The sequence below is a fragment of the Enterovibrio qingdaonensis genome (assembly GCF_028683135.1).
GTDB lineage: Bacteria > Pseudomonadota > Gammaproteobacteria > Enterobacterales > Vibrionaceae > Enterovibrio > Enterovibrio qingdaonensis.
Genome location: NZ_JAJUBB010000007.1, coordinates 71,977 through 96,392, shown reverse-complemented (window position 1 = coordinate 96,392; position 24,416 = coordinate 71,977). Strand labels below are relative to the sequence as shown.

The following is a 24,416-nucleotide window of genomic DNA, read 5'->3' as shown; positions in this document are numbered from 1 at the left end:
AGCCTAGGGGTCAATTGTAAAAAAACGCCCCGCAAATGTGCAGGGCGTTTTTCTCATTTTCAGACAAACCTATCTGGCGTCAGCAAAAAACTGTGGTCATTGCTTTTGCCCTTTAGTCATCTCCCAACGTATTCAAATCCATCACTACATTGTTCAATGTGTGCATGGTGGTCATTTTCTCTTTTGATTCTTCAAAAGATTTACCCCAACACACCCAAGGGTATGGCGTTTGAATTTCAGAGTGAATGATTCTTACATCCGCAATCATCGGGAACGCTGCGTTGATAGCACCAAAGCCATCTTTCTTCACCAATCGGTAAACGCCGCGAGTTTCTTGTTGCGTCGTATTAATTTTGTCAATAAACCCGATATGGGATGGCGAATTACTGTTCACAAACGCCATAGCACTTGGAGCAACATCTCTGAATACTGGCGTAAACGTCAGATGCTTGTTAGATCCATACATGTCTCCAGGGAACAACCATCCACTATCAGGTGTATGGATATTCGCATCCTCTGGGTTCGGGAATTGGGACATATCTGGGTTATATCTTGATTTCTCCAAACAGAGACTGGTCATATGAATATCTACCGCTGTTTGCGTTGGGAGCGAATAAATATCGTACTGACCAAAATCGAAGTTGAAAGACTCATTTAAATCAAGAAGGCTGAATTTCACACCACCATCAACTTTACTGACAGCGCCCATGTCTGCTGCATTTGTGTGCAACAGGAACGGTAGTGGATCCTGAAGACCAATTAATGACTCAACAGGTGACGTGTATTCAATATCAAGATTTCCACGCTCATAGGCATTGAGTGAAATATCAAAACCCTTCATCAACTTAACTTTCGCGTACACGCCAATGTCGAGTTGGGTACCAATTTTAAGTGAATCTTTTACCGACAGATACGAATCACCGTAGTAAGGCTGGGCAATATTCGCTTGAATCTTTGCAATAGGCTCTTCAAAAAATGGCTTAGGAATAATGCCCCATTTGAATGTCGCACCAGCACTCGCACTCATTTTTGCGTACACCGCATTTTTCATCCCAAATCCAATTTCTGGAGATGCGATAGATGCTTTGCCTCGAAAACCTACAGTGACACCGATATCAACCGTTTGTCCTTTGGTATATTTATTTAGCACTTCTAGGTTTTCAAACTTAGGATATTTGAATTTCACTGAGCGCGACATGCCGATAGGGTCAAACTTTCCGCTTATCTTTTGGCTTGCTGTCAACGTGGTATCGATACCCGCATCAATCCCTACAGAAGCCGTTACCGTAAATTTGTTGTCAGAGTGTTCGGTTGAGATAACAGGAATAAAGTTGGTTTTGTTGCGCACATTTGCACATGCTTTAATGGGGCCCGCATTTTCACATGAAGTCGCCTTACCATTACGTGCATACAAGGAAACATCACGGGGAATAATCAGGCTATTAATGACCAACTCGTTTTCTTCAAATCGAACAGAAGGCGCTGATTCACCGTCGACCCGCATCAACGCGACATTTTCTTCCGCGAGCTTACTTAACGCCACAATTGTCGAAGCATCGAGATCATTCAACACAGTACTGAACTCTGGAATGTCTGCTTCAAGTAATTGGAATGGGTGCGCAGGCACATAAGACAGAGCACCAGAGGCACTCTCATGCACCATGTAGAGTTCATCGTTAAAATCAACCAATGAGCCAACCGGAAGTGCTGGAACATCAGTAATATTATCTACTGGAGTTACTGAGCGTTCACGGTAATCCACGTGAGATGTCGTCACAGAAAGTGGCAATGAACGGTATTCTTGGTCGCCTTTCACAACAACGTGAATCTGATAGCTCGTTTCTGGCTGAGTATCAATTGTCATGAATGCGTCTGCACCAGCAGCGTATTCTGTCGTTGAAATTGGATTGCCGTTACTATCCAACTCAGTGACTTCAATAACCGTAGGAAGATCGACAATTTCTGACGCTTTAGACGTAATTGGAAGCCATTCGACGTACATTTCGGTGTTGGTAGATTGAACAGCAAAATGCGGCGGATAAATATTCAGCTCTTGGCTAGGTGATGCCAATGCCACTGAAATTTCCACACGCTGATCTTTATTATTCGGGTCAACTGCGTAAATTTTCGCTGTTGAATCAACAAAAGCTGCATCGTAACTGAAATAGGTTTGCGCACCGTTTTCGATGGCGAAAGCATTCGGTGCGTACCAGTTAACGTCGCCATTTCCTGAAATTGGTTGAATTGTAAAGCTGTTGCCTTTAACAACATTAATGCTTGCGTCAAAACATGTTTTTCCTTCTGACAGCATTAAACAATTTTGTGAAATATCTGGGATATTTCCATCGCCACTGTCCGTGTCACTGTTGCCGTCAGAACCACCACAACCAAACAATAAAGATGTCAGGGCAATTGCGATTGCAGATCGCGTATAAGCTTTAGCGTTAACTCGCATATTATGCTTTATTTCCTAGGTATCGATTAGATTGCCACTAATGTATTTTTAATAACAACTCGCATCCAGAAATTATTATTAATATAATTGTAAACGCATGTAACACTCGAACTGGAGAGATAAACAAGAGCACATTAAAAATACAGGAGAAAGAAGATTATTGCATATTGAGAGTGAACTAATGCTTATTGAAAAACCACAAAAACCTAAAATCAATATCGAGAAATATATAATCATTCATATCTGAAAATTAAATTAGTGTTTTATTAGTGATTTTTGAATATTAAAACATACGCTCACTTTTGTTACCAAACAGGTGTTGACATACCAATCCTGCATACTATCTATGCCGTTTTGTCTCAATATCAATGCAGGAAGCTTTCAAATCAGCAATGCAACTTATTGAAGTTAGAACTTTACTTTTTATACTCCCCAATTCAGTCGATTTTAATACTTCTCGATTCACACTACTTCTGAACAAGCGCACATAGCAAAAAGCTATTCTTTGTTGCTTTCTAAAACCTGCTAGAACTTCGATGGTTCGCGGCTAAACATTATCCAACGCTCGCCCACCACCATCATGTTTGAAAAAGCGAGCATCATACTTTTTCAGCAGTAAGTATTAGCCAACACTAAATCGAACAACAGACATGCCTCATGTATGAGACAAGCCCGTGAAGTCCCTCCTGTCATAGTGGGTCTCTTTTTTGACACGCTAACGCAATTTTATGGCGCATCTAAGCCAGTTAGGACAAGGGAAAATAAAATGGCAAACGTAATCAATGGAACGAATGGCGATGACATTTTAATTGGTACACCCGGTGCCGATGAGATATACGGCTACGGGGGTGACGACTATATCCAAGCCGATGGCGATACTGACTATGTCGATGGCGGTGCAGGCAACGACACCATTATCGGCGGCGATCATGACGATGAATTGCACGGCGGTGACGATGATGACCACCTGCGTGGCGGATTTGGTGATGACTTACTCTATGGCGATGAGGGAGATGATCGCTTAGAAGGTGGCATCGGTGTCGACGTACTTTATGGTGGTATCGGCAGTGATATTTTATACGGTCAGGACGGCAATGACTCGCTATATGGCGGAGCCGGAGAAGACCGACTGTTTGGCGGTGAAGGTAATGATTATCTGTCAGGCGGTGCCGACAACGACATTCTGTTTGGAGAGGCTGGCGACGATGATCTCGGGGGCGATGGCGGTAACGACATTCTTTGGGGTGGCGACGGCAACGATACCCTACGAGGCGGCGAAGGTGACGATTGGCTTTGGGGTCAAAACGGAAACGATACCCAACATGGTGGGTTAGGCAATGATACCCAGTATGGCGGTGATGGCGATGACACCATGTATGGCAATGATGGCGATGACATGTTGTTTGGTCAGGCGGGCAATGATTACCTGCACGGTGGCGAAGGCAATGACAAGCTTGAGGGTTTCACAGGCGACGATACGCTAATAGGCGGAAATGGCGACGATGACCTCTGGGCAGGTGATGACAATGACCTTGTTATAGGTGGAAATGGTAACGATGTTATATCTGGCGGCTGCGATGATGATGACATCGACGGTGGCGCGGGTCACGACCTTATTTATGGTGATTCAACCAACCTTCTGGTGAATGGCAATTTTGAAGCGTGGGGTGATAATGTCGGCCATGAGTTTGAGCTTGTAAATAACAGCGAACTCGTCGGCTGGCAAGGCGTTGGCAGCGATGTCGTCGAGATGCAACAAGGTCAGCTTTCTGGAGCTTCCAACAACACTCAGACTAATACCGTAATGGAACTGGATTTAGCGCAAGGAATAAAGGTTGAACAGACGGTAAACGTCGGTCACCTCATCAATGGCGACACCGGCGAATTGGGTACCCCATCTCCTCATCAGAGCACAGAGTTTGCCTTCTCTTTCGATTACGCCAACCGCATCAAAGGTGATGACTACACCACAAGCGGCTTTACCGCAGAAATCACGGATCAGGACGGCGTCGTTGTCTACTCCGCCACGATCCTTAACCAAATTCAAAACGGCATTTATCAATCACTCGATACGACGTTCACCGTATCACAAGGTACTGATGCTTTGACAGTCAGTTTCGGCGGCTTGGGGGTAGCAGACGGTTATGGTGCGCTAATCGACAACGTCGTTCTAAACCATGTCAGCGACTGTGATGGGGATGACGTCATCAACGGCGGTTTCGGTGCTGATGAAATCTACGGTAACGGGGGCAACGACACCATTAACGGTGAAGTCGGTGCTGACTACATTGATGGCGGCCTCGGCAATGACACCATCAGTGGCGGTGACCACAACGACTATATTCACGGCAATGCTGGCAATGACACTATCAACGGCGACAATGGCAATGACGTAATTTTCGGCGACAGTGGCGACGACATGCTGCTCGGTGGCGATGGACACGACACCATTCATGGTGGTGCTAATAACGACATCATCAAAGGTGGTGACGGTGAAGACCAAATCCAAGGCGGCTCCGGTGACGACGGTATCTGGGGTGGTGATGGAAATGATTACATTCAGGGTGGCTATGGAAACGACTATGGCGACGGCGGCTGGGGTGACGACTATTTCCGTGGTGGTCAAGGCGATGACAACTTTGGCGGAGCGCGTGGCGATGACTTGCTGTATGGCGGCGAAGGGGATGATACCCTTCGAGGCAGTTTAGGTAATGACCGTATTTTTGGTGGTATAGGCAACGACACCATTGATGGCGGTGCTGATAATGACGACCTCAACGGTAATGCGGGTCAAGACGTTATAACGGGCGGCGCAGGGGATGACACGATACATGGCGGTCAGGACAATGATGTTCTGAATGGCAATGAAGGTAACGATGTTGTTTGGGGCGGTATTGGCAATGATACTGTGTATGGTGGTGCAGGTAATGATGTACTAGGCGGGAATGATGGAGACGATTACTTATCCGGCCATAATGGTGACGATACCCTGTGGGGCGGCTTAGGCCATGACACCCTGATGGGAGGGCTTGGTCATGACAAGCTCGCAGGCCAAGGTGGTAACGACCGTATCATGGGTCACAATGGTGATGACTACCTGATAGGAGGGGTTGGCAAAGATGTTTTTGTATTCCGTGACCATGATGGGCATGACACAATCCAAGACTTTAACCGCTTCCAAGACACCCTTGAAATCGACAGCTCTCTCGCAACGCAATTCAGCCAAGTCAATGCAACTCAAGTGGGTGCATCAACCGTTATTACATTCGATGGAGACAGCACTGTCATCACTCTCAAACAGTTCGATGTGAATCATGTCACTGCTGATATCTTCGACTTTACGACCATTTAAGTGCACCTTTCTGCTATAAAACTAAGCCCCGATATGGGGCTTTTTCATTAGCGGAAAAAGCCAGCAACCGCTCAACAAACAAATTAACGGGTGCGCTCCCTTTCCTTCCTGCTAATCTAATCACTGAAATTGGCCTTTTGGTATCCTCTACGTTTAGTTTTATACGCTTTAACGCGCCTCTTTCCACTTCTTCCCCAACCGTTGCTGATGGCACGATTGCGATACCGACTTCTGCTTCCACGGCTTTTTTCAAGGTATACACATTGTTGTGTGTCATCCGGATATCGACGTCTACGCCATACTCTTGGAGCAATTTATCTATTGCCACTCGCGTCGGAATACCTTCTCCAAATGCAATGAAAGCTTCGCCAGCGATCTGGTTCAGGGCTACGGACTTTTTGTGTGCCAGACGATGCTTAGTCCCAGTGATAAGAACCAGTTGATCCTGAGAATACGGCAATGCTTCAATTTTAGGTCTGACTTGAGGGTAAGCAACTATGCCTATATCTATTTTTCCTTTCTCGATGTTTTGATAAATATCCTCACTATGGCGATATTCTAGATGCACTCGGATATTAGGGTAGGCATTCATAAATGAGGTAAGGAATCCGCCAATCTCATACATGCCCACGCTGTGAATTGCGGCCACTCGTACATGCCCCTCCACGACCCCATGATGATAATTTGAACGAACCTTGATATTTTCACACAGACGGAGGATCTCTTTGACGTCATCCAAAATCAACAACCCTTCCGGTGTTAACTGCGTCGTTTGAGATGTTCGAGAAAGCAGTTGCTGCCCCAGTGCATGCTCGAGCTTTTTAATATGGACACTGACAGCCGGCTGACTGATATGATTTAGCTTTGCCACTTTCACAAAGCTCAACTCTCTCGCTATCTCATTGAAAAGTTTGAGTTGAATTAAATTCATAAGAATAACTTTTCGTTATTAAAGTCATAGATTAATAACATTTAATTTACACCAATCCCTCATGCATAATTGATGCTATTGATATGATTCTCAACATCCAGACAGAGACGATTCACACAGCATTGGGTCCATCATCAAGGGAGTGAAAAGCATGGGGCAGACGCATTCTCAATCAGCAACACCGAACGCGCAAAACATTCAGCTCACTAACAGTCATGAATATCCATTTGACCTAAATAGAAAAATTAAAAACCTGCCTTGGAATGCCGATGGGAGCTACCCCTACCGTAAAAAGCTAAACGTTGTGGAATACGAAAAAAATAAGCATGAATTGCAAATTGAATTGCTCAAGATGCAAGGCTGGGTCAAAGACACCAACCAACGTATTGTCATCTTGTTCGAGGGGCGAGATGCCGCAGGAAAAGGCGGTACCATCAAGCGTTTCATGGAGCATTTAAACCCTCGTGGTGCGCATGTTATTGCCCTGGAAAAGCCCAACGCAAGAGAGCGCAACCAGTGGTATTTCCAACGTTACATCAAATATCTACCCACAAAGGGTGAAATTATTTTATTTGACCGTTCTTGGTATAACAGAGCTGGCGTAGAAAAAGTGATGGGGTTTTGTGACGATAATGAATATTTGGAATTCCTACGGCAGGCTCCCGAATTGGAAAGGATGCTAACAAACAGTGGCATAAAACTGTTTAAGTATTGGTTCTCTGTCAGTCAGGAGGAGCAATTCCGACGCTTCAAATCACGCAAAAACGACCCACTAAAACAGTGGAAACTCAGTCCAGTAGATTTAGCCTCGCTTTCAAAATGGGATGACTACTCCAAAGCCAAAGACACCATGATGTTTCATACCCACACCAAAGATGCACCTTGGACAGTGATTCTCTCCGACGATAAAAAGCGAGGGCGCATCAATTGTATGAGGCACTTTCTTAGCCAATTAGATTACCCCGGTAAGGATCTAGATGTCGTTAGCCAACTAGACCACCAAATAGTCAAAGCACCATAAAGAAAGAAGGGATTCAAATGAGCAAAAAAATCAACATTGCGAAATTAAAGCAAAAAGTACAACGTCGCTCCGAAGAAGCCGCGCAAGCCGCAGAAACAACGTCTGCTGCACAAGCAGCAATAAAACATGCCGTTGAAACGTTAAAATCGGCGGAAAACAGTGAGCATCGTGCAGGGAAAAAACTGAAAGAGGCCAAAAAAGCCTTGAAAGCGGCGCAATCTCTTGAGGTAGCAAAAAAACATGCGTCAAAGAAATCTGCCATTAAAAAAGCAAAGAAAATCAGTAAAAAGAAAAAGGGCTAAAGCGTAACCCCCTACGTAAAGGTGGTGCTGATTACGTTGAACCAGCCACACATCAAATGAATGATAACCTTAGGCCACTCAATCATACCCATGTTATCTGTAATTGGTGTTATTCCACCGGACCATCCAAGAAAGCGGCGAGTATCGTCGCTTTTTCGTTCTTTCGAACGACGATGCCTCAGATGGGAACCCAACTCGTATTCGCCTTGCAAGTAGCGTAAGAAGCCAGTCGCAATTTGGCGGGAATTGTATGATGATTGGCAGCTCCTATCACGCCCTCTTCCCCTTATCTCGGTAGAATATTCACATACAAATAGATAGGGGCAGACCAATGAAACGTAGAGATTTTTTTAAAGCACTCGGTGCTAGCGCAACCACTGCAGCGGTTATGACCTCTCCCTTTGCAAAGGCCAACTCCACCCCTACAGTGGCGACAAATATCATACCGACAGATGCACCACTGGACGGCATTGCCATGGCTGAGCTTGTCCGCGCAAAAAAGGTTTCCCCTAAAGAACTGGTTCAAGAGTCCATCTACAAAATCCAGAAAACCAATCATCAAGTGAATGCTGTTGTTGCCACCTGTTTTGATGAAGCACTTGCTCGCGCCGAAACCATCAACATTCACTCGCCTTTTGCGGGAGTGCCATTTCTCGTCAAAGATTGCGTCGACGTGAAAGGTGTCGAAAGTACCAATGGCTCGCTGCTCAACAAAGGTAGAAAGCCAGAGACAACATCTTGGTTTGTACGCGCGGCTGAAAATGCAGGCCTGAACAATATCGGCATGAGCAATATCCCCGAGATGATGTCATTGGGATGCACGCAAAACCCGCTGTATGGTGCCACTCGCAACCCTTGGGATCTGACTAAAAGCGTCCACTCCTCAACGGGTGGCGGAGCGGCGGCAGTCGCTGCCGGATACGTCCCACTCATCCACTCAACAGACGGCGGCGGCTCATCACGTATGCCCGCTTCGGCCTGTGGCATATTCGGCTTCAAGCCAAGCCGCGATCAACTCATCACTGGCCTTTCCAACGGTTCAACCAAAGAGGACTTCACCCATCAGTCCTTTATGTCTCGTTCAGTCAGAGACACCGCACTCGCCGTGTCCCTCACAGAAAACCACACGAAAGACGGTTTTGACACGCCGTTTTCCCGTACAGCAACAGGTTTTGTTACCCAACCATTGAGAAGAAAACTTCGCATTGCCGTAACGTTGGAAGACATCTTTGGGGCAAAGCCTGATATCGAAACCCAGAAAGCCTTCTACTCCACCGTGAAGTTACTGGGTGAACTGGGTCATGAAGTAATAGAAGTCAAACACCCAGTTAGTGACAGTAACGCTTTTCTTTGGAACTACATGGGTGTGTTCGGCAATAAGATGGCAAGCTTTGCCGATATGTTCGACGGCATGGGAAAACCGTTAGAGTCCATGCCAGACATGGTCAGCGAAAACGTCACCTACCTCGCCAGAGAGATGCAATCACGCGTGAAAAAGCACCCGAACTTGTACCCCGACGCAGTCGCACAGTGCCACCAATTTGCGCTTCAACACAACAATACATTCTTTGCAGATGTCGATGTTTGGCTGACACCCGTTTGCTCAATCATCGCACCTGATTTAGCGTACTTTGACCAAAAGACCCACAGCGGAAAAACAATCTGGGAACGCTCTGAAAAGCTGATGTCCTATACACCAGTAGAAAACGTAGCGGGCAATCCAGGGATGTCAGTACCTCTTTATTGGACGCCGACAGGCATTCCAGTAGGAAGCCATTTTTCAGCCGCCAGAGGAAATGATAGGTTGTTGTTTGAATTAGCATATCAGCTTGAAGAAGCGAAACCTTGGGCACACAAAAAAGCCCCCATTTATGTGTAAGCCATGATAACAATCGAAAAATCTTACCCTGTTTTGCCATCCTATTGGTATCGGGCACTCTCGCCCGATACCGGGCTCGTTGAATCAAACACCCTTTCTCAGAATACCAAGGTATCTTTTCGAGAGATGGAGGCCATCATCGCGAGCACTTTCGAAAAATCGGGGACCTTCTCGCCATTATTCGAGGCTGCAAACAACCTCGAGTTACTGGATATTGGACCAGTCGCTCTCGCGTTTCATTCCGCCCCCACGCTAAACGTAGCCATTGAAACCTTGGCCAATGGCTTCTCACTCATCAATCCCATGTTAAGGCTGCATCTTGCTATTCAAGACAACGGTGATGCCGAACTTTGGTTTTTGGATCATGAAGATTTCTCCACGCAGGAAAAGATATCTGCAATTAGCCAAGTCTATTATTTCGCATTGGTTATTCGTTTTATCCGTGAGGCTCTCAATCATTCCAAATACCGTTTCAAGCTTGGCCTTATGCAGTATCAGGTTAGTGATAAGGCGATTTTGGAGCTAGCGAAGCTTTCTGGATGTGACATTTCAAACGGTCACCCACTACGAAGGTTATTCCTTCCTAAAGCACTGCTCGACTCGCCTTGTCGCCACGCTAACGCATCGCTGTTTCAAGCGACTCGTCCACTTGTCGAAAATGAGTTAATGGCGATGCGGAATAATCTCATCTCGCAGCAGGTAATGGCTGAAATGCCAAATTTGGTGTTAGAAGACCTTTCGTTGCCCACGATGGCAAACTTGCTGAACATGAGTGAACGTTCGCTTTCGAGAAAGCTCGCCGCTGAAGGTGCCAGCTTTAAACAATTACAAGATAGGTTTAAGAAAGAAAAGGCCCTACAGCTTCTACAAAGTGGGCAGTTGAGTGTTACATCTGTTGCCTTTGAGCTGGGTTATTCCGACCTCAGTGCTTTTAGCCGAGCGTTTAGGCGTTGGACCGGTCTTGCACCCACTTCTATGATACCGACATAAAAAAACGCCACCCGAAGGTGGCGTTTTTTTCAATGCTTCGTAAAGACTTACTCTTTACCGAACACGTTGTTCTCTTGCTCTTGAACGCGAATAAACGTTGTACGCTTAGTCAGTTCTTTCAGTTGCGCTGCACCTACGTAAGTACAGGTTGAACGTACGCCACCCAGAATATCTGCGATGGTGTTATGAACAGAACCACGGAATGGCAGCATTACCGTTTTACCTTCTGCTGCACGGTACTTAGCCACACCGCCAGAGTGCTTGTCCATCGCGCTTTGCGAAGACATGCCGTAGAACTTCATGAACTGCTTGCCGTCTTGCTCAACAACTTCGCCGCCACTTTCTTCGTGACCTGCCAGCATACCGCCAAGCATTACGAAGTCTGCACCGCCACCGAACGCTTTCGCTACGTCACCCGCACATGAACAACCACCGTCACCGATGATACGACCACCTAGGCCGTGTGCTGCGTCCGCACATTCAATGATTGCAGATAGTTGTGGGTAACCAACGCCAGTTTTAACGCGAGTCGTACATACTGAACCTGGGCCAATACCCACTTTCACGATGTCTGCACCAGCAAGGATCAATTCTTCAACCATGTCGCCAGTAACTACGTTACCTGCGCTGATTACTTTGTCTGGGAATTCCGCACGAACACGCTCTACGTACTCAACCAAATGCTCAGAGTAACCGTTAGCAATGTCGATACAGATAAAGATCAACTCATCTGACATTGCCATGATTTTTTGGGTCTTCTCGAAGTCTGCTTCTGAGGTACCCGTAGAAACCATCACGTTGTTCAGAACTTGCGCATCTGACTCAGCAACAAACGCTGCCCAGTCTTCAACAGTGTAATGTTTGTGTACAGCAGTCATACAACCATTTTCAGCCAGTGCTTTTGCCATTGCAAAAGAGCCTACTGAGTCCATATTTGCTGCGATAACAGGAACACCAGACCATTGACGACCGCTATGTTTGAATGTAAACTCGCGGGTTAATTCAACTTGAGAGCGGCTTTTTAGGTTAGAACGTTTCGGGCGAAACAGTACATCTTTGAAACCCAACTTCAAGTCTTGTTCGATACGCATGTGTCTTTTCCTTACTAATTAAGACGTTGCCCTATTCGGACATTGCTCATGACACTTTACTGCTGGCAGGCAGTTCAAAAGTTCACCAATGAGCAGGCACAAAAAAACCGGAGCGTTGGCAGACGCTCCGGTTTTCAGCATTATAGGAACAGAAATTTTATTAACAAGCCTGATATTTGAATTTTTTTTGTGATACCTTTTATAAGATTACATCCTCGAAAAACCACTTTCTCCTTTCTTTTTTACCTCTCAGAAAAATATTAACCCTCTGTTTTAATTGATCTTTTAATAAATAGCTCTTTAATTAAGATTAATTACCCACTCACCTTTTCAATCATTCCTTATTCCAAAAAAGAAAAGGCCACGTAAATACGCAGCCTTTAATTAATATTTTCTTACATTTACAACGTCTGCCACGGCCCCCATTGACCACTGGCTGTCGGCTCATCACCTTGCGTCCAATACTTTGCTTGGTAAGTGACGCCGTTTATCACGACCTGATCGCCACCATGGTATACGGTTGTCGCATCCCATGTTGAATCACCTGGGTTGGGATTCGGATCTGGCGTTGGATCTGGGTCAGGTGTTGGGTCCGGATCGGGTGTCGGGTCTGGGTTTGGCTCTGTACCACCACAACTACTATCGGTGGTTTCCGTCCAAACGCCCCATTGCCCAGTGGTTCCCGGCTCTTGGCCTTGTGTCCACCAGCCCGCTTTCCACGTCTTGCCTGCGTGACTTACCACATCACCTGTATTGTAAGTAGCCGACGCATCCCATGCATTCGCACACACCTGATCACTGGTTACGTCAACCACACGTTGCACCGTCACTGTCTGGCTCGCGCTGTCTGCAACCGAGTAAGTCAGGGTGTAACTGCCGACCGTCGCCGTATTCACTTGCCCTTCAACGCTGATTGAAGCGGTGAGATCACCGTCTTCAGTATCGCTGGCCGAAACACCAGCCAATGCATTAAATGCCGTACCAACCTTGATGCTGACATTTTCAACCCCAACGAACACTGGCTTATCACTGAACACTTCTACCGTGCGGTTAGCCGTCGTCACGTTGTTATCTAGATCAGACACAGTGTAAACCAAGCCTGTCGTGCCCAAACGAGTGGTATCCACGGCACCTTCAACGACAATCTTCGCCGTGAGATCGCCATCTTCTTTATCGCTAGCACTCACGCCAGCCAGAGGATCAAACGCCGCATTCTGACGAACACGCGTGTTATCAACACCCTTAAAGACAGGCTCTCCGGTAACAGGCCCACCATCATCAACGACTCTCACGCTAGGGTATCCCTGATGCGAACCATATTTATTGGTCACACAGGCTTCATAGTCACCCGGAATAAGCGCGGAATACGCGGTTTGATAGCCAACCAATTTACATTGGAAAGAAACAGGGAAATTTGGTGTGTAGGTGTAATCCTGTTCCCAGTTGGTATACAGCACGTCTGTCGCGCCATTCAGGTTCAGACTACCGTAAGGCGTTTGCTGCCAACAGGTGTTGACTTCATCGGCTTCGATAGGAATTTGGTAATGTGCAGCAAGGCCTTCCCAGTAACGAATTCGGTTTACTGGCTGACCTTTATCTTTGTTTTGCTCACCACATTCAATGCCGCCATTAATGATGTTAATCGTGGTACCAAAACCATACCCGATACCAGCATCTTTCTCGCGCTGAGATGGTGCCCAAGTACGGTCGATAACATGGAGCATGGCCGGTTTTGGTGCTTGAGGCGTCAAGAAGAACCAGATTGCAGATGCGAGGTTCAACCATGAATCTGCAACAAGTGCTGGGTCGTTGAGTAGCACCGTTGCGTCGCCATCAAACATGACCTCAGAAAACGGCCCGTAATTGAAGTGATAAGAAAGCTGCTTCGCGCCTCGGCCAAAATAGCCCTGACCCGGTGCACAAGGCCAACGGTTGTTTTGCCAATCATTTTGACCGCAACCCGTTGTGTAACCTTCTTGGCCTTCAGACCAACCCATTTCGCGAACATGTACAAGAGCCTGCTGCCATTCTTCTAAGCCCAATGGGTTGTCCCAAACGTTATCGACAGCAATGTGCCCGCCCGTTTCCTGCGCAAAGTGTGCAAAGGCAGTAATGATGGACTTCTTACAAATCGCATCGGCATCACGCCCGTCGGTGTAGTCACCACAAAATGCTGGGAACTTGCCGATTGCTTTGAGGAAACGTGTATACGTATATTCAGGTGCTGCCATTTGGGTTAAGAATTCCCAATCTGAACTTGAAAACACCCTTTCCGCACGTTTTACGTTTACTGGGTTTGTCGCCGAACCTGGGTAAATTGCATCAACAACGGTATTCGGCTGTGTTCTGAGTGCTTGAGCCCAAACGTCATACATTGGGTCTGTGACTTTTGCAGATTCTGCGGCTTGAACTTCTGAGCGCAACAAGATGTAGCCACCCGGATTTTCAGGGTCCGGTTGTGGATTCATCGTCACGCCCGCCTGAGCGAGGAAGCTAGCACTAAAAATAGCACTGGCCAGTACTGAATGTTTCATCGTATATATCCTTATCAAGAAATGGCAGACCGTTGGCGTAATACCGACGATCTTTGCTGCAATACTTGTTATGTTTTAATGCGTACGAGACCAGCAAAAGACAGTGCCTAACTTGCTGAATATCGTACTTATACCGAAAGGTCGTTTGCAGCGTTAACCAATATAGATGGCTTTCCTTGAACAGGTTGAGACTTATTTCGCAGCGAAATGTAAGAGTGTCTATCATCCTCCGAAAATACGAGAAACATCCTGTTATTACCATGTTAAAGTATGACGTGACGCAGAAAAGTAAAACCATGTTTTCTTTTAATACCAGATAGTTACATATCTAATTATAAGTATTCTTATGTATGTAAACGCTAAGCACTTTGTTATCAGCAAATAACAATCATTCACGAAACGAATAAACGCTTTGAACTCTAAGGTTGATAAATACCGCATGAACACAGTCAGCGAGATAGTTGAAACGCTTCAACAAGCGGGAAACACGGAAATCGCCGAACACTCAGGCCGTTTTTTTAAATCCGGGCCAGGAGAGTACGGTGAAGGGGATAAATTTTTAGGGATCCGCGTCCCTGTTGTTCGTCAGTTCGCTAAGCAGTTTAAAAATGCAGAGTTGAATACATTGTCCGCCCTGCTCGACAGCGAATGGCACGAAGTTCGCCTTTTGGCTCTCGTCATCCTTTCAGAGCAGTTTAAAAAAGCCATACCTCATTCTCGGAAAGGTATTTACGATTTCTATCTGGCGCACACTTCGCGAATCAACAATTGGGATCTCGTCGACTGCTCAGCGCACATTATTGTTGGTGGATATCTAGCGGATAAAGACCGCGATGCTCTTTACACACTCGCTGCATCATCATCGCTTTGGGAACGAAGAATCGCAATGATGGCGACATTTACCTTTATTCGAGCACATCAATTTAACGACACGCTCGAGCTCGCTGAGTTGCTACTCAAAGATAAAGAAGACTTGATCCACAAAATGTGTGGTTGGATGTTAAGAGAGATGGGGAAACGAGACGTTCAACAACTGAAGGCATTTTTAGATGAGCATGTGAAAGCCATGCCGCGCACGATGTTACGTTACGCCATCGAGAAGTTGTCAAAAGAAGAAAGACAAGACTATTTAACGCGCTGAGAAAGCACTGAAAATCATAGTGCTTTAATTTTCTTATCGAGCGCGTAGCCTTCATCGGTAACAAGTTTTTCCAGCACTTCCACACGCGCTTTTAACGCACTGATTTCTTGCATCATACTTTCACGTTCATGCTTCTTATGGTTGACTTCGAACGCGTTCAGAGCGGTTCTATAGTCTAAATAACTTTTGATGGTTTTCGTTCCCGCACCAACAGCTATCACAACAATGATAAATAGAAATACGTCCATGTACTTTCACCTCATGTAATCTCAACGACTGAGTCTTAATCTTTATAAAGGATAATGTTCAAAGGAACAAAACAAACGCACCAAGTCGCTGAGTTGCTTCAAAATAATTGTCTTTACCGAATAAAAAAGGAGAGCTGTAATGCTCCCCTTGTTCAATGCTTCAATCACTACAACGCTATTGTACAGACCATTGTGACAGCGAACGTTTAAAATCCTGATAATCGAATTCATTGAGACATTGAATATCACCATTGCTGCGTCTGCAATACACTGAAGGCATACGCAATCCATTGAACCAATTGAGTTTCACCATGGTGTAACCCGCACTGTCCATGATGTGGAGACGCTGCCCTATTTCTAAAGGCTGCTCAAAGTTCGCCACACAGAATTGGTCACCCGCCAAGCAAGAGCAACTGCCTATCACATAAGTATGCTCACCGGAGTCATTCGCTTCAGCGATTGAGGCAGGTTCATTGTAAACCAGCGTATCTAGACGGTGCGCTTCAGTCGCGCTGTCCACAATGGCCGTTTTCATTTCATTCTCAACAACATCAACCACCGTCACCACAAGATCGGTCGTTTGCGTAATAATGGCCTCGCCGGGTTCTAAATAGAGCTGAACACCATGTTTTTCGCTGAAGTTTTTCAGTGCTAAGGCCAGTTTTTCAATGTCGTAGCCTGGCCAAGTAAAGAACACGCCGCCGCCAAGGCTGACCCATTCTAATGCATCCAGATAGCTGCCAAATTTGTCGGAGATCGCATCAAGCAACCCGATAAAGGCATCAACATCTTTGTTCTCACAATTCATGTGAAACATCACGCCATTGAGAGAAACAAACACCTCTGGGTCAATTTGGTCAGCGTGAACACCAAGGCGGGAAAACTTGCGCGCGGGGTTTGCCAAGTCTTGGCCTGCGTAGCTCACGCCGGGATTGAGCCTTAACCCCAGCGATGCTTTGCCTTCTACCAAGTGGCGATATGCCGTCAGTTGAGATTGGCTGTTGAATATCATTTTGTCACAGATATCTGCCACTTCACGAACGTCATCTTCGCTGTACCCAACACTATAAGCATGCGTTTCACCGCCAAAGGTTTCATGGCCCAGCTTTACTTCAAACGGGCCGCTACTGGTCGTTCCGTCCAAATAAGGTTTGATGATGTCAAACACGCCCCACGTCGAAAAACATTTCAATGCCAGCACCAGCTTCACGCCAGAGAGATCTTTGAGTCGCTTCGCTTTCTCAAGGTTCTCTATCAGTTTGTTTTCGTCAATCAGAAAGTAAGGGGTTTTTAGATCAGTTGAATTCATTTCAGGTCTCGAATACATACATGCCTGCGCAGAGGCTAAGCTCCGCGCAGGCGTTGTCGAACAATTACTTCAGAATATTGATAACAGGTTCACTTGGTTCCAACTCTTCAACACCCCAACTCAGACCTATTGACGGAATCAGCTCAAGGAATGGGTCTGGATCAAGTTGTTCCATGTTGAATACCCCTTTGCCATTCCAATCACCGTTGAAATAGAGAAGTGCGGCGGTAATGGCGGGAACACCTGTCGTATAAGCAATCGCTTGATGCTCAACGTCGTCATAAGCCACTTCGTGATCGGCATTGTTGTATACAAACACACTGCGCTGCTTGCCGTCTTTATTCCCTTGCACCCAGGTACCAATACAGGTTTTGCCGGTATAGCCTGGAGCCAACGAGGTTGGATCAGGCAATAGGGCTTTAAGCACTTTTAGGGGTTCAACGACAGTGCCGTCTTGCAGCGTGATAGGATCTGGGCTCAGCAAGCCAATGTCTCGCATGCAGTTAAAGTAGTTCAGGTAGCTGTCGCCAAAGCCCATCCAGAATTCGATGCGCTTTGCGGGAATGAACTCTTGCATTGAGCGCACTTCATCATGCGCCATTGAGTAGACTTTGTGCTTACCCACCAGCGGGAAATCGAACTCCATCATGCGGGTATGACAGCCGACTTGTTTCCATTCACCGTCTTCCCAGTAAAATGAGTCACCCTGAATTTCCAGCATATTGGTTTCTGGATCAAAGTTGGTCGCAAACTTCTTACCGTGATCGCCGGCGTTCACATCCATCACATCGATAGTGTCGATTTCATCAAAGAGGTGTTTAACGGCATAGGCAGCGAAAACACTCACTACACCCGGGTCGAAACCTGCGCCCAGAATTCCGGTGATACCTGCTTGTTCGAATTTCTCGCGGTAGCCCCATTGCCAATCGTACGCTTGTGGTACTTGTTGACCTTCAGAGCAGAGATCCACCGCTACAGACGTATCAAGGTATGACACTTTTGCTTGGTAACACGCTTCCATGATGGTCATGTTCACCCACGGAGGACCCGCGTTGATCACCAAGTCAGGCTTCACTTCATTGATCAATGCAACCAGTGCATCCACGTCATCCGCATCTACGGCGCGCGATTCCAATTTTTTACTCGTATCTTTTAAGTTTTCACGTTTGTGAATCGAGGCGATGATAGCCTCACACTTGCTCACAGTGCGAGATGCCAATGTGATGTCACCCAACACATCATTGTTTTGTGCGGCTTTATGCGCAATTACCCAACCCACACCACCTGCACCAATTTGTAATACTGCCATGTTCAAATTCCTTTCAAAAACTGCCGGACATACCGACAACAATTAGAGTGAAGTCTGTTTGGCGATTTCATTCGCCAACGTATCGAGTTCGTTAAGTAATTGCTCAAAGTCCGTCAGTAACAAACACGGATTGAGCAGAGTAAACTTCAGTGCCACCTTGCCATCAACGACGGTTTCGCCAACAACCGCGCGGCCTTGTACCAGCGCGTCCAATCGGATCTGCTTGTTGAGCGCATCCAAATCCGACCCTTTTTCATTCCCTTTAAAGCGGAACAATACCGTCGATAAACACGGTGCGGCCAACAGCTCGAAATTCGATCGATGATTGACCATGTCAGCGACAAGTTGGGTTTGGTTCAGGAGATGATCCACCATAGAACCAATGGCTTGTGGCCCTACGTTTTGCAACGTCATCCAAACTTTCAGCGCATCGAATCGGCGCGTCGTGGCGAGGGATTTGTCTACAAGGTTGGGAAGCACATCCTCTTCACGGTTGAGGTAGTCCGCATGGTGACGGATATAACGGAAGTGCGATTTGTCTTTGAGGATAACCGCGCCACAACTAATGGGCTGGAAGAACATCTTATGGAAATCGATGGTCACTGAATCTGCGCGCTCAATCCCTTCCAAACGGGCATGGTGGCGGCTAAGTTTCAACGCACCGCCATATGCCGCATCAACGTGCATCCACATACCGTGTTTGCTCGCCAGATCGGCAACATCATCCAGATCATCAACCGCACCATGGTCAGTGGTTCCTGCCGTCCCGGTGATCACAAAAGGAATCAGCCCTTCTGCTTTCAGTGAAGAAATAGCCTCTTCCGCCGCTTCCACACTAATCGTGCCATCGCTGTAGGTATCAACACACACCACTGCGTGCTCACCCAAGCCCAGTAACGATGCTGATTTTTGCATGGTGAAATGCGAGTTTTTGGAACAAATCACACGAAGCTTATCCGCATAATCGGGTAAGCCGTTCTTCTGCACATTGTCACCACTCAATGTGTTGATGATGTGGTCACGCGCCATCAACAAACCCATTAAGTTGCTTTGCGTGCCGCCGCTGGTGAATACACCGTCTGCGTTATCATCAAAACCGAAGCGTCGACACAGCCAGTCTGTCACTTCCTGCTCAACGAAGGTTGCTGCGCTGGCTTGATCCCACGAGTCCATAGACTGATTAAGCGCAGTAATAAACGCTTCTGCCGCAATAGCAGGAAGCATCGGCGGCGTATGCAGATGCGCGATACAATGCGGATGCTGAACTATGATGGAGTTCTTCCCAATCAGCTCGCTGGTTTCTTCGATAACATCAGACAAAGACTGCGGGTTTTCTCCGAGCTGCGCACGGCGGATCTGCGATCGCAGCACCATAGGGTCAATACCGCTGTAGGGAGAGTCAGTGTTTTCGAACAATTTTTTCAGAGCTTGTGTACTCTGGTTCATTGCTGCTTCAAACCCATCCGCCCCTTGTGAGCCAACGTGAATAAAGTGCTCACGCCATGTATTTTGAATCGTGTTGATCGGCTGAATGACTGGCTTTGGTTCAACCAAAGAATCAATCGCACCTTGCAACGCGTTCAAGGCAAAATCAATTTGTTCAAAGGTGATGATAATTGGTGGCAAGAAACGTAAAACAGACCCTTCACGCCCCCCTTTTTCAATGATCAGGCCACGTTCCAGCGCAGCACGCTGAATCGCAATCGTGAGTTCTGGTGCAGAAAGCGGCTCACCAAATTTATTTTTCGCGCCTTCAGGGTCGCAGATCTCGACACCCAGCATTAAGCCTTTACCGCGCACATCCGCGATACAGCTTGTTTTCTCGGCAATTTTTTCCAACCCACGGCGAAGGTAATCACCCGTCACTTGCGCCTGCTGTGCCAAATTATCACGACGGATAATCTCCAGAGCCTTCGCCCCTGAGACCATCGCTAACTGATTTCCACGGAATGTGCCTGTATGCTCCCCTGGCAGCCAAGTATCAATCTCTTTATTGAATACCAAGACAGACATGGGTAAACCGCCGCCTACGGCTTTTGACAGACAAAGAATATCGGGCTGAATGCCCGCCTCTTCAAAGGCAAAATGGGAACCTGTTTTACCAATACCACACTGAATTTCGTCAAAAATCAGCAAAATGCCGTGTTCTTCAGTGATCCGACGTAGTTCCTGCAACCAAAATGCCGGTGCCGGAATCACGCCGCCTTCACCTTGGACTGGCTCGACAATGATCGCTGCGGGTTTTTGAACGCCGCTTTCATCGTCTGCCAGCATACGTTCTATATAACGCAGTCCCTGACGCGCACCTTGCTCGCCATGCAAACCAAAGGGGCAACGCAGATCATAAGGAAATGGCAAAAAGTGCACGTCTGACATCAAGCCTTGTCGACGGGCTTTGGTATTGAGGTTCCCCATCATTGCCATGGTGCCATTGGTCATACCATGGTAGGCACCGTGGAAAGCGGCAATGGTGTTGCGCCCGGTCGTTTGCTTTGCCAGCTTGATTGCTGCTTCAACCGCATCCGCGCCCGAAGGACCACAGAATTGCACCTTGGCATTTTCGGCAAAGTCTTGAGGAAGAAACGCCATCAACTCACGAATAAAGTGATCTTTCGCGGGCGTGGTAATATCCAGCGTTTGATAAGGAATGCCAGCATTAAGCTGTTCAATCAGAGCTTGATTGATTTCAGGATGGTTATAGCCCAGCACTAAGGTGCCTGCGCCAGCAAGACAATCTAAATAAACTTGGCCGCGACTGTCTTCTACCAGCGCCCCATATGCTTTAGCAATGGCAACCGGTAAGCGACGAGGATACGAGCGAACTTCAGACTCATAGTGCTCTTGGCTGAGCAGCAACTCATCTGGCGTTAAATCATGCAGTCCTTCTAAAACAGGAATAGGGCTAGGTGCCACTGTTCCTTGAAAATCAGTGTTAAAGCTTATCATTTTGTTAGATCTTCCATGTCCCACCGACCGTCAATAGCCCGTTAAAGCACAACCTCCCCATACGTGAATGCACTTAAGCACAGACGCACAAAGAAAAAGCGAAACGAGAACGGATGGTGCACACCCCCAATGAATAACATCGGGAAATACCCGCAACAACACCTCTTGTGCTGTTTAACGGAAACCAAAGTGTGTTTTAAAACGCAGATACTACAGAACTAGACATCACGATCAGGTCGTGGGGGAACAGCCTAATAATAAGGTAATTGCGTTTCCGAGAATCGGATAGATCAAGGCTCAGTAATAATACTGCAATTCGGTAAGACGAAGCTGAAGTGTGTATTCGATTTGATCACTGTTGGGTTCCTCAATATGCCCCGACCCCTTGGGTCAGACAGCTCTATCAATGCCCTTCTATTGGAGAACCATTCTCCAATACCTACCTGCGACAACAACTTCTTCAACATTGTGTCGCGTGTGTCTCAGGAAGCGCGATGCCCGAGATTGTTGCAAACCCTAACATAGGCTGTTTTTTAGTTACAAGTGGAATTTTATCAATATCACAAAATTCGATTAAATCTTTGTTACTTTTCTAAAAAGCATAGCTGCTGAACAGACCACGCAGCGCGGAAAGTCGGTTTGCTAATCCGCATGGTCTGCATTTATTGATCTTCATACCGTCGCACAAATTTCACACACCTATAAGTTCTACAGAATCCACAATTCTCACCGTACCCACTACTCAACATTGAAGACTTCGGATATAAAACGGCCTGAAAGCCAAATCTCTATCCCTTTGATATTAATTGGTTATTTTACAAGGTTGTAAAAATAATGAAAAAAGCAGTACTTTCACTACTCGCAATTTCTCTGTTGGCAGGATGTGCAACCGGTGACACACCTGATGCTAAAAAAGCAAACGCCAGAAAAGACACGCAGGCTGCACTTCAAGCAATTTATACCGATCACAAAGGTGCAAAGTCAGCCGTGAACAAGGCGTATTCCTATCTCGTCTGTACAGGCAGTGACAGTTACATTTTTGCTGCCTCGTCTGGCGGTGGCATTTGTACGTATCACAAAGGTGGCTCTACAAAGTATTACCGCTTTGCATCACTGGGCGCGGGATTGGGGATTGGGTTTAAAAAAGTGGCCTTCCTTTACGCATTTCACGATAAAGCAGCCATGAAGCGATTTGAAACATCAGGCTGGGATGCAGGCGCAAAAGCCGATGCTACAGCAAGAGCAGATAATCAAGGCGACCAAGCCGCAGCTAATGCGTCATTTGACGTAGATGGCGTGAAGATTTACCAATCCGCAATTTGGGGGGCGGCAGCGCAAGCCACCGTTCAAGGGTACAAGTTCTGGGAAACCGACTTTACCGAAGACTTTGTGTCGATGCCTGAATAGAGATTTGATGGTAAAAAACCGTGCTGATAATCAGCACGGCTTTTCGAATTGATGAATGGCAGATTGCCATTCTCTAGCTTGTAAGTAATCTATCTTATGGCGGTTGTAAGAGGTTTTAAGCTGGGACAATGAGCTGCACATCGCGCGATAGTAAACATCTTCACTGGGCACAATTTCCCAACCAGAAGCCAGATAATACCCGCACCTCAGCCTGAAATTCTCGTCGTCATACACTTGCAGCGTTTCGACTGCATAGTTTGCACAGCCTCGTTTAAGGAAGTGATTAACCAAATAGCTGGTGCAGAAACGCCCTAGACCTTTTCCGCGCTCGTGCGGCATCAGGTTGCCAAACCAATCAGCAGGACCGAATGACAAGCGCCCTGTAGCGAATCTTTCGGTTAGCCAGAAACCGGCAATATCTTCTTCACCGTTTCGATCAGGATAAGGGTTAGAGATCGTCACATCCGAGAGCGTCAGGTTTTCGAAGTCTCTGAATACTTCTCTTTCACCACTCACCTTACAGACAGTGCTTGGACACACCCACAGCGAATAGCTTTCTTCCGTTTCCAACTCGTAAATATCGATTTTAAAAATATGAAATTCAGACGCACTATCATCAGTGCCTTCCCATATCACCGGTGCTGTTCTCAGGTAAAAGCTCTCTATCCTTGCCGCGCTTTTCCTTTCAGACAAGTTATCCATTCTCGTCTCCTATACGCCGCCCTCATTTGAATTGAAATGAAGGGGCTTTTATGAGAAATGCCCAAAGTACATCATTTAGTCTTTATTGAACCTCGACAATCAGATAAACATTATTCCTACAACAGGGCAACATTTGTTTGATAGATCAGAGGCTTTTGTGACATTGGGTATTTGGAGAGTAGGTTTATTGGAAGCAAAGAAAAAAGGCCTGAAAGCATAAGCTTTCAGGCCTTCTTAATAGATGGTGCCCCGGGCCGGACTTGAACCGGCACAACGCGAACGTCGAGGGATTTTAAATCCCTTGTGTCTACCAATTTCACCACCAGGGCACGCAATTCTGTATTGCGATGATTGACACCATCGTTTTTATGTTTGGAGCGACACACGAGGTTCGAACTCGTGACCTCAACCTTGGCAAGGTTGCGCTCTACCAGCTGAGCTAGTGTCGCATATTACCCGGAATATTCCGAATAATTAAATTTGGTTGCGGGGGCCGGATTTGAACCGACGACCTTCGGGTTATGAGCCCGACGAGCTACCAAGCTGCTCCACCCCGCGTCCGTATTTCATCGTTCAAAGCACGATGACTGCTTCTTAGTTCCTGCCAGAGACAAGAACAGAAATTTGGAGCGACACACGAGGTTCGAACTCGTGACCTCAACCTTGGCAAGGTTGCGCTCTACCAGCTGAGCTAGTGTCGCAAATGGAGGCGCGTCCCGGAGTCGAACCGAGGTCCACGGATTTGCAATCCGCTGCATAGCCACTCTGCCAACGCGCCTTTCCACAACCACCTTTGGAA

16 protein-coding genes and 5 tRNA genes are annotated in these 24,416 nt (G+C 46.7%); 7 read left to right on the top strand and 14 right to left on the bottom strand.

Features of this window, described 5'->3' with window-relative positions; genetic code table 11:
• Nucleotides 1-112 precede the first annotated feature (112 nt).
• On the bottom strand, nucleotides 113-2,455 hold the full coding sequence (locus tag LRP49_RS11485) for a hypothetical protein (RefSeq protein WP_274142338.1): 2,343 nt from the start codon (nucleotides 2,453-2,455) through the stop codon (nucleotides 113-115).
• A 766-nt stretch (nucleotides 2,456-3,221) separates the two neighbouring features.
• Here LRP49_RS11485 and LRP49_RS11480 point away from each other — a divergent pair.
• Complete coding sequence (locus tag LRP49_RS11480; RefSeq protein WP_274142337.1) at nucleotides 3,222-5,807, top strand: calcium-binding protein; 2,586 nt, start codon at nucleotides 3,222-3,224, stop codon at nucleotides 5,805-5,807.
• A 13-nt stretch (nucleotides 5,808-5,820) separates the two neighbouring features.
• Here LRP49_RS11480 and LRP49_RS11475 read toward each other — a convergent pair whose 3' ends face one another.
• Nucleotides 5,821-6,738: a LysR family transcriptional regulator gene (locus LRP49_RS11475; protein ID WP_274142335.1), complete on the bottom strand. Its 918-nt coding sequence runs from the start codon at nucleotides 6,736-6,738 to the stop codon at nucleotides 5,821-5,823.
• A gap of 151 nt (nucleotides 6,739-6,889) precedes the next feature.
• Between LRP49_RS11475 and ppk2 the strand changes: the two genes are divergently transcribed.
• From ppk2 to LRP49_RS11455, 4 genes are all read left to right on the top strand, one after another.
• On the top strand, nucleotides 6,890-7,759 hold the full coding sequence (gene ppk2 / locus LRP49_RS11470) for a polyphosphate kinase 2 (protein WP_274142333.1): 870 nt from the start codon (nucleotides 6,890-6,892) through the stop codon (nucleotides 7,757-7,759).
• A gap of 17 nt (nucleotides 7,760-7,776) precedes the next feature.
• Nucleotides 7,777-8,061, top strand: coding sequence for a hypothetical protein (locus LRP49_RS11465; protein ID WP_274142332.1), 285 nt, complete (start codon nucleotides 7,777-7,779; stop codon nucleotides 8,059-8,061).
• 331 nt (nucleotides 8,062-8,392) lie between these two features.
• Nucleotides 8,393-9,940 carry an amidase gene (locus LRP49_RS11460; RefSeq protein WP_274142330.1) on the top strand — a complete coding sequence of 516 codons (1,548 nt, stop codon included), beginning with the start codon at nucleotides 8,393-8,395 and terminating at the stop codon, nucleotides 9,938-9,940.
• Between the two features lie 3 nt (nucleotides 9,941-9,943).
• The gene (locus LRP49_RS11455; protein WP_274142328.1) at nucleotides 9,944-10,930 is read left to right on the top strand and encodes an AraC family transcriptional regulator; all 987 of its coding nucleotides are present in this window, start codon (nucleotides 9,944-9,946) and stop codon (nucleotides 10,928-10,930) included.
• Nucleotides 10,931-10,977: 47 nt separating this feature from the next.
• Here the strand turns inward: LRP49_RS11455 and LRP49_RS11450 are convergent, their stop codons facing one another.
• Nucleotides 10,978-12,021 (bottom strand): GMP reductase, encoded by a 1,044-nt coding sequence (locus LRP49_RS11450; protein WP_274142326.1) that lies wholly within the window; start codon nucleotides 12,019-12,021, stop codon nucleotides 10,978-10,980.
• A gap of 401 nt (nucleotides 12,022-12,422) precedes the next feature.
• Nucleotides 12,423-14,555: a glycoside hydrolase family 19 protein gene (locus tag LRP49_RS11445; protein ID WP_274142324.1), complete on the bottom strand. Its 2,133-nt coding sequence runs from the start codon at nucleotides 14,553-14,555 to the stop codon at nucleotides 12,423-12,425.
• Nucleotides 14,556-14,967: 412 nt separating this feature from the next.
• Here LRP49_RS11445 and LRP49_RS11440 point away from each other — a divergent pair, with 412 nt between their 5' ends.
• Nucleotides 14,968-15,696: a DNA alkylation repair protein gene (locus LRP49_RS11440; RefSeq protein WP_274142323.1), complete on the top strand. Its 729-nt coding sequence runs from the start codon at nucleotides 14,968-14,970 to the stop codon at nucleotides 15,694-15,696.
• Between the two features lie 14 nt (nucleotides 15,697-15,710).
• On the opposite strand, the gene LRP49_RS11435 is transcribed toward LRP49_RS11440, so the two are convergent.
• The 4 genes from LRP49_RS11435 to LRP49_RS11420 form a co-directional block, all read right to left on the bottom strand.
• Nucleotides 15,711-15,944, bottom strand: coding sequence for a hypothetical protein (locus tag LRP49_RS11435; RefSeq protein ID WP_274142322.1), 234 nt, complete (start codon nucleotides 15,942-15,944; stop codon nucleotides 15,711-15,713).
• Between the two features lie 175 nt (nucleotides 15,945-16,119).
• Nucleotides 16,120-17,253, bottom strand: coding sequence for a carboxynorspermidine decarboxylase (gene nspC / locus LRP49_RS11430; RefSeq protein WP_274142321.1), 1,134 nt, complete (start codon nucleotides 17,251-17,253; stop codon nucleotides 16,120-16,122).
• 64 nt (nucleotides 17,254-17,317) lie between these two features.
• Nucleotides 17,318-18,562, bottom strand: a complete 1,245-nt coding sequence (locus tag LRP49_RS11425; protein ID WP_274142319.1) for a carboxynorspermidine synthase — start codon at nucleotides 18,560-18,562, stop codon at nucleotides 17,318-17,320.
• Between the two features lie 42 nt (nucleotides 18,563-18,604).
• Entirely contained in the window at nucleotides 18,605-21,508 is a 2,904-nt protein-coding gene (locus LRP49_RS11420; protein ID WP_274142317.1) for a pyridoxal phosphate-dependent class III aminotransferase, read from the bottom strand.
• An 834-nt stretch (nucleotides 21,509-22,342) separates the two neighbouring features.
• On the opposite strand from LRP49_RS11420, the gene LRP49_RS11415 reads away from it, so the two are divergent.
• A complete protein-coding gene (locus tag LRP49_RS11415; RefSeq protein WP_274142316.1) occupies nucleotides 22,343-22,915 on the top strand; it encodes a lipid-binding SYLF domain-containing protein in 573 nt (190 codons plus the stop codon).
• Between the two features lie 30 nt (nucleotides 22,916-22,945).
• Here LRP49_RS11415 and LRP49_RS11410 read toward each other — a convergent pair whose 3' ends face one another.
• The 6 genes from LRP49_RS11410 to LRP49_RS11385 form a co-directional block, all read right to left on the bottom strand.
• On the bottom strand, nucleotides 22,946-23,617 hold the full coding sequence (locus LRP49_RS11410) for an N-acetyltransferase (RefSeq protein ID WP_274142315.1): 672 nt from the start codon (nucleotides 23,615-23,617) through the stop codon (nucleotides 22,946-22,948).
• Nucleotides 23,618-23,859: 242 nt separating this feature from the next.
• Nucleotides 23,860-23,946: transfer RNA gene (locus LRP49_RS11405), tRNA-Leu, on the bottom strand.
• Nucleotides 23,947-23,990: 44 nt separating this feature from the next.
• A tRNA-Gly gene (locus LRP49_RS11400) sits at nucleotides 23,991-24,066 on the bottom strand.
• A gap of 32 nt (nucleotides 24,067-24,098) precedes the next feature.
• Nucleotides 24,099-24,175: transfer RNA gene (locus tag LRP49_RS11395), tRNA-Met, on the bottom strand.
• 67 nt (nucleotides 24,176-24,242) lie between these two features.
• Nucleotides 24,243-24,318, bottom strand: a tRNA-Gly gene (locus tag LRP49_RS11390).
• 3 nt (nucleotides 24,319-24,321) lie between these two features.
• A tRNA-Cys gene (locus LRP49_RS11385) sits at nucleotides 24,322-24,395 on the bottom strand.
• Between the last annotated feature and the right edge of the window lie 21 nt (nucleotides 24,396-24,416).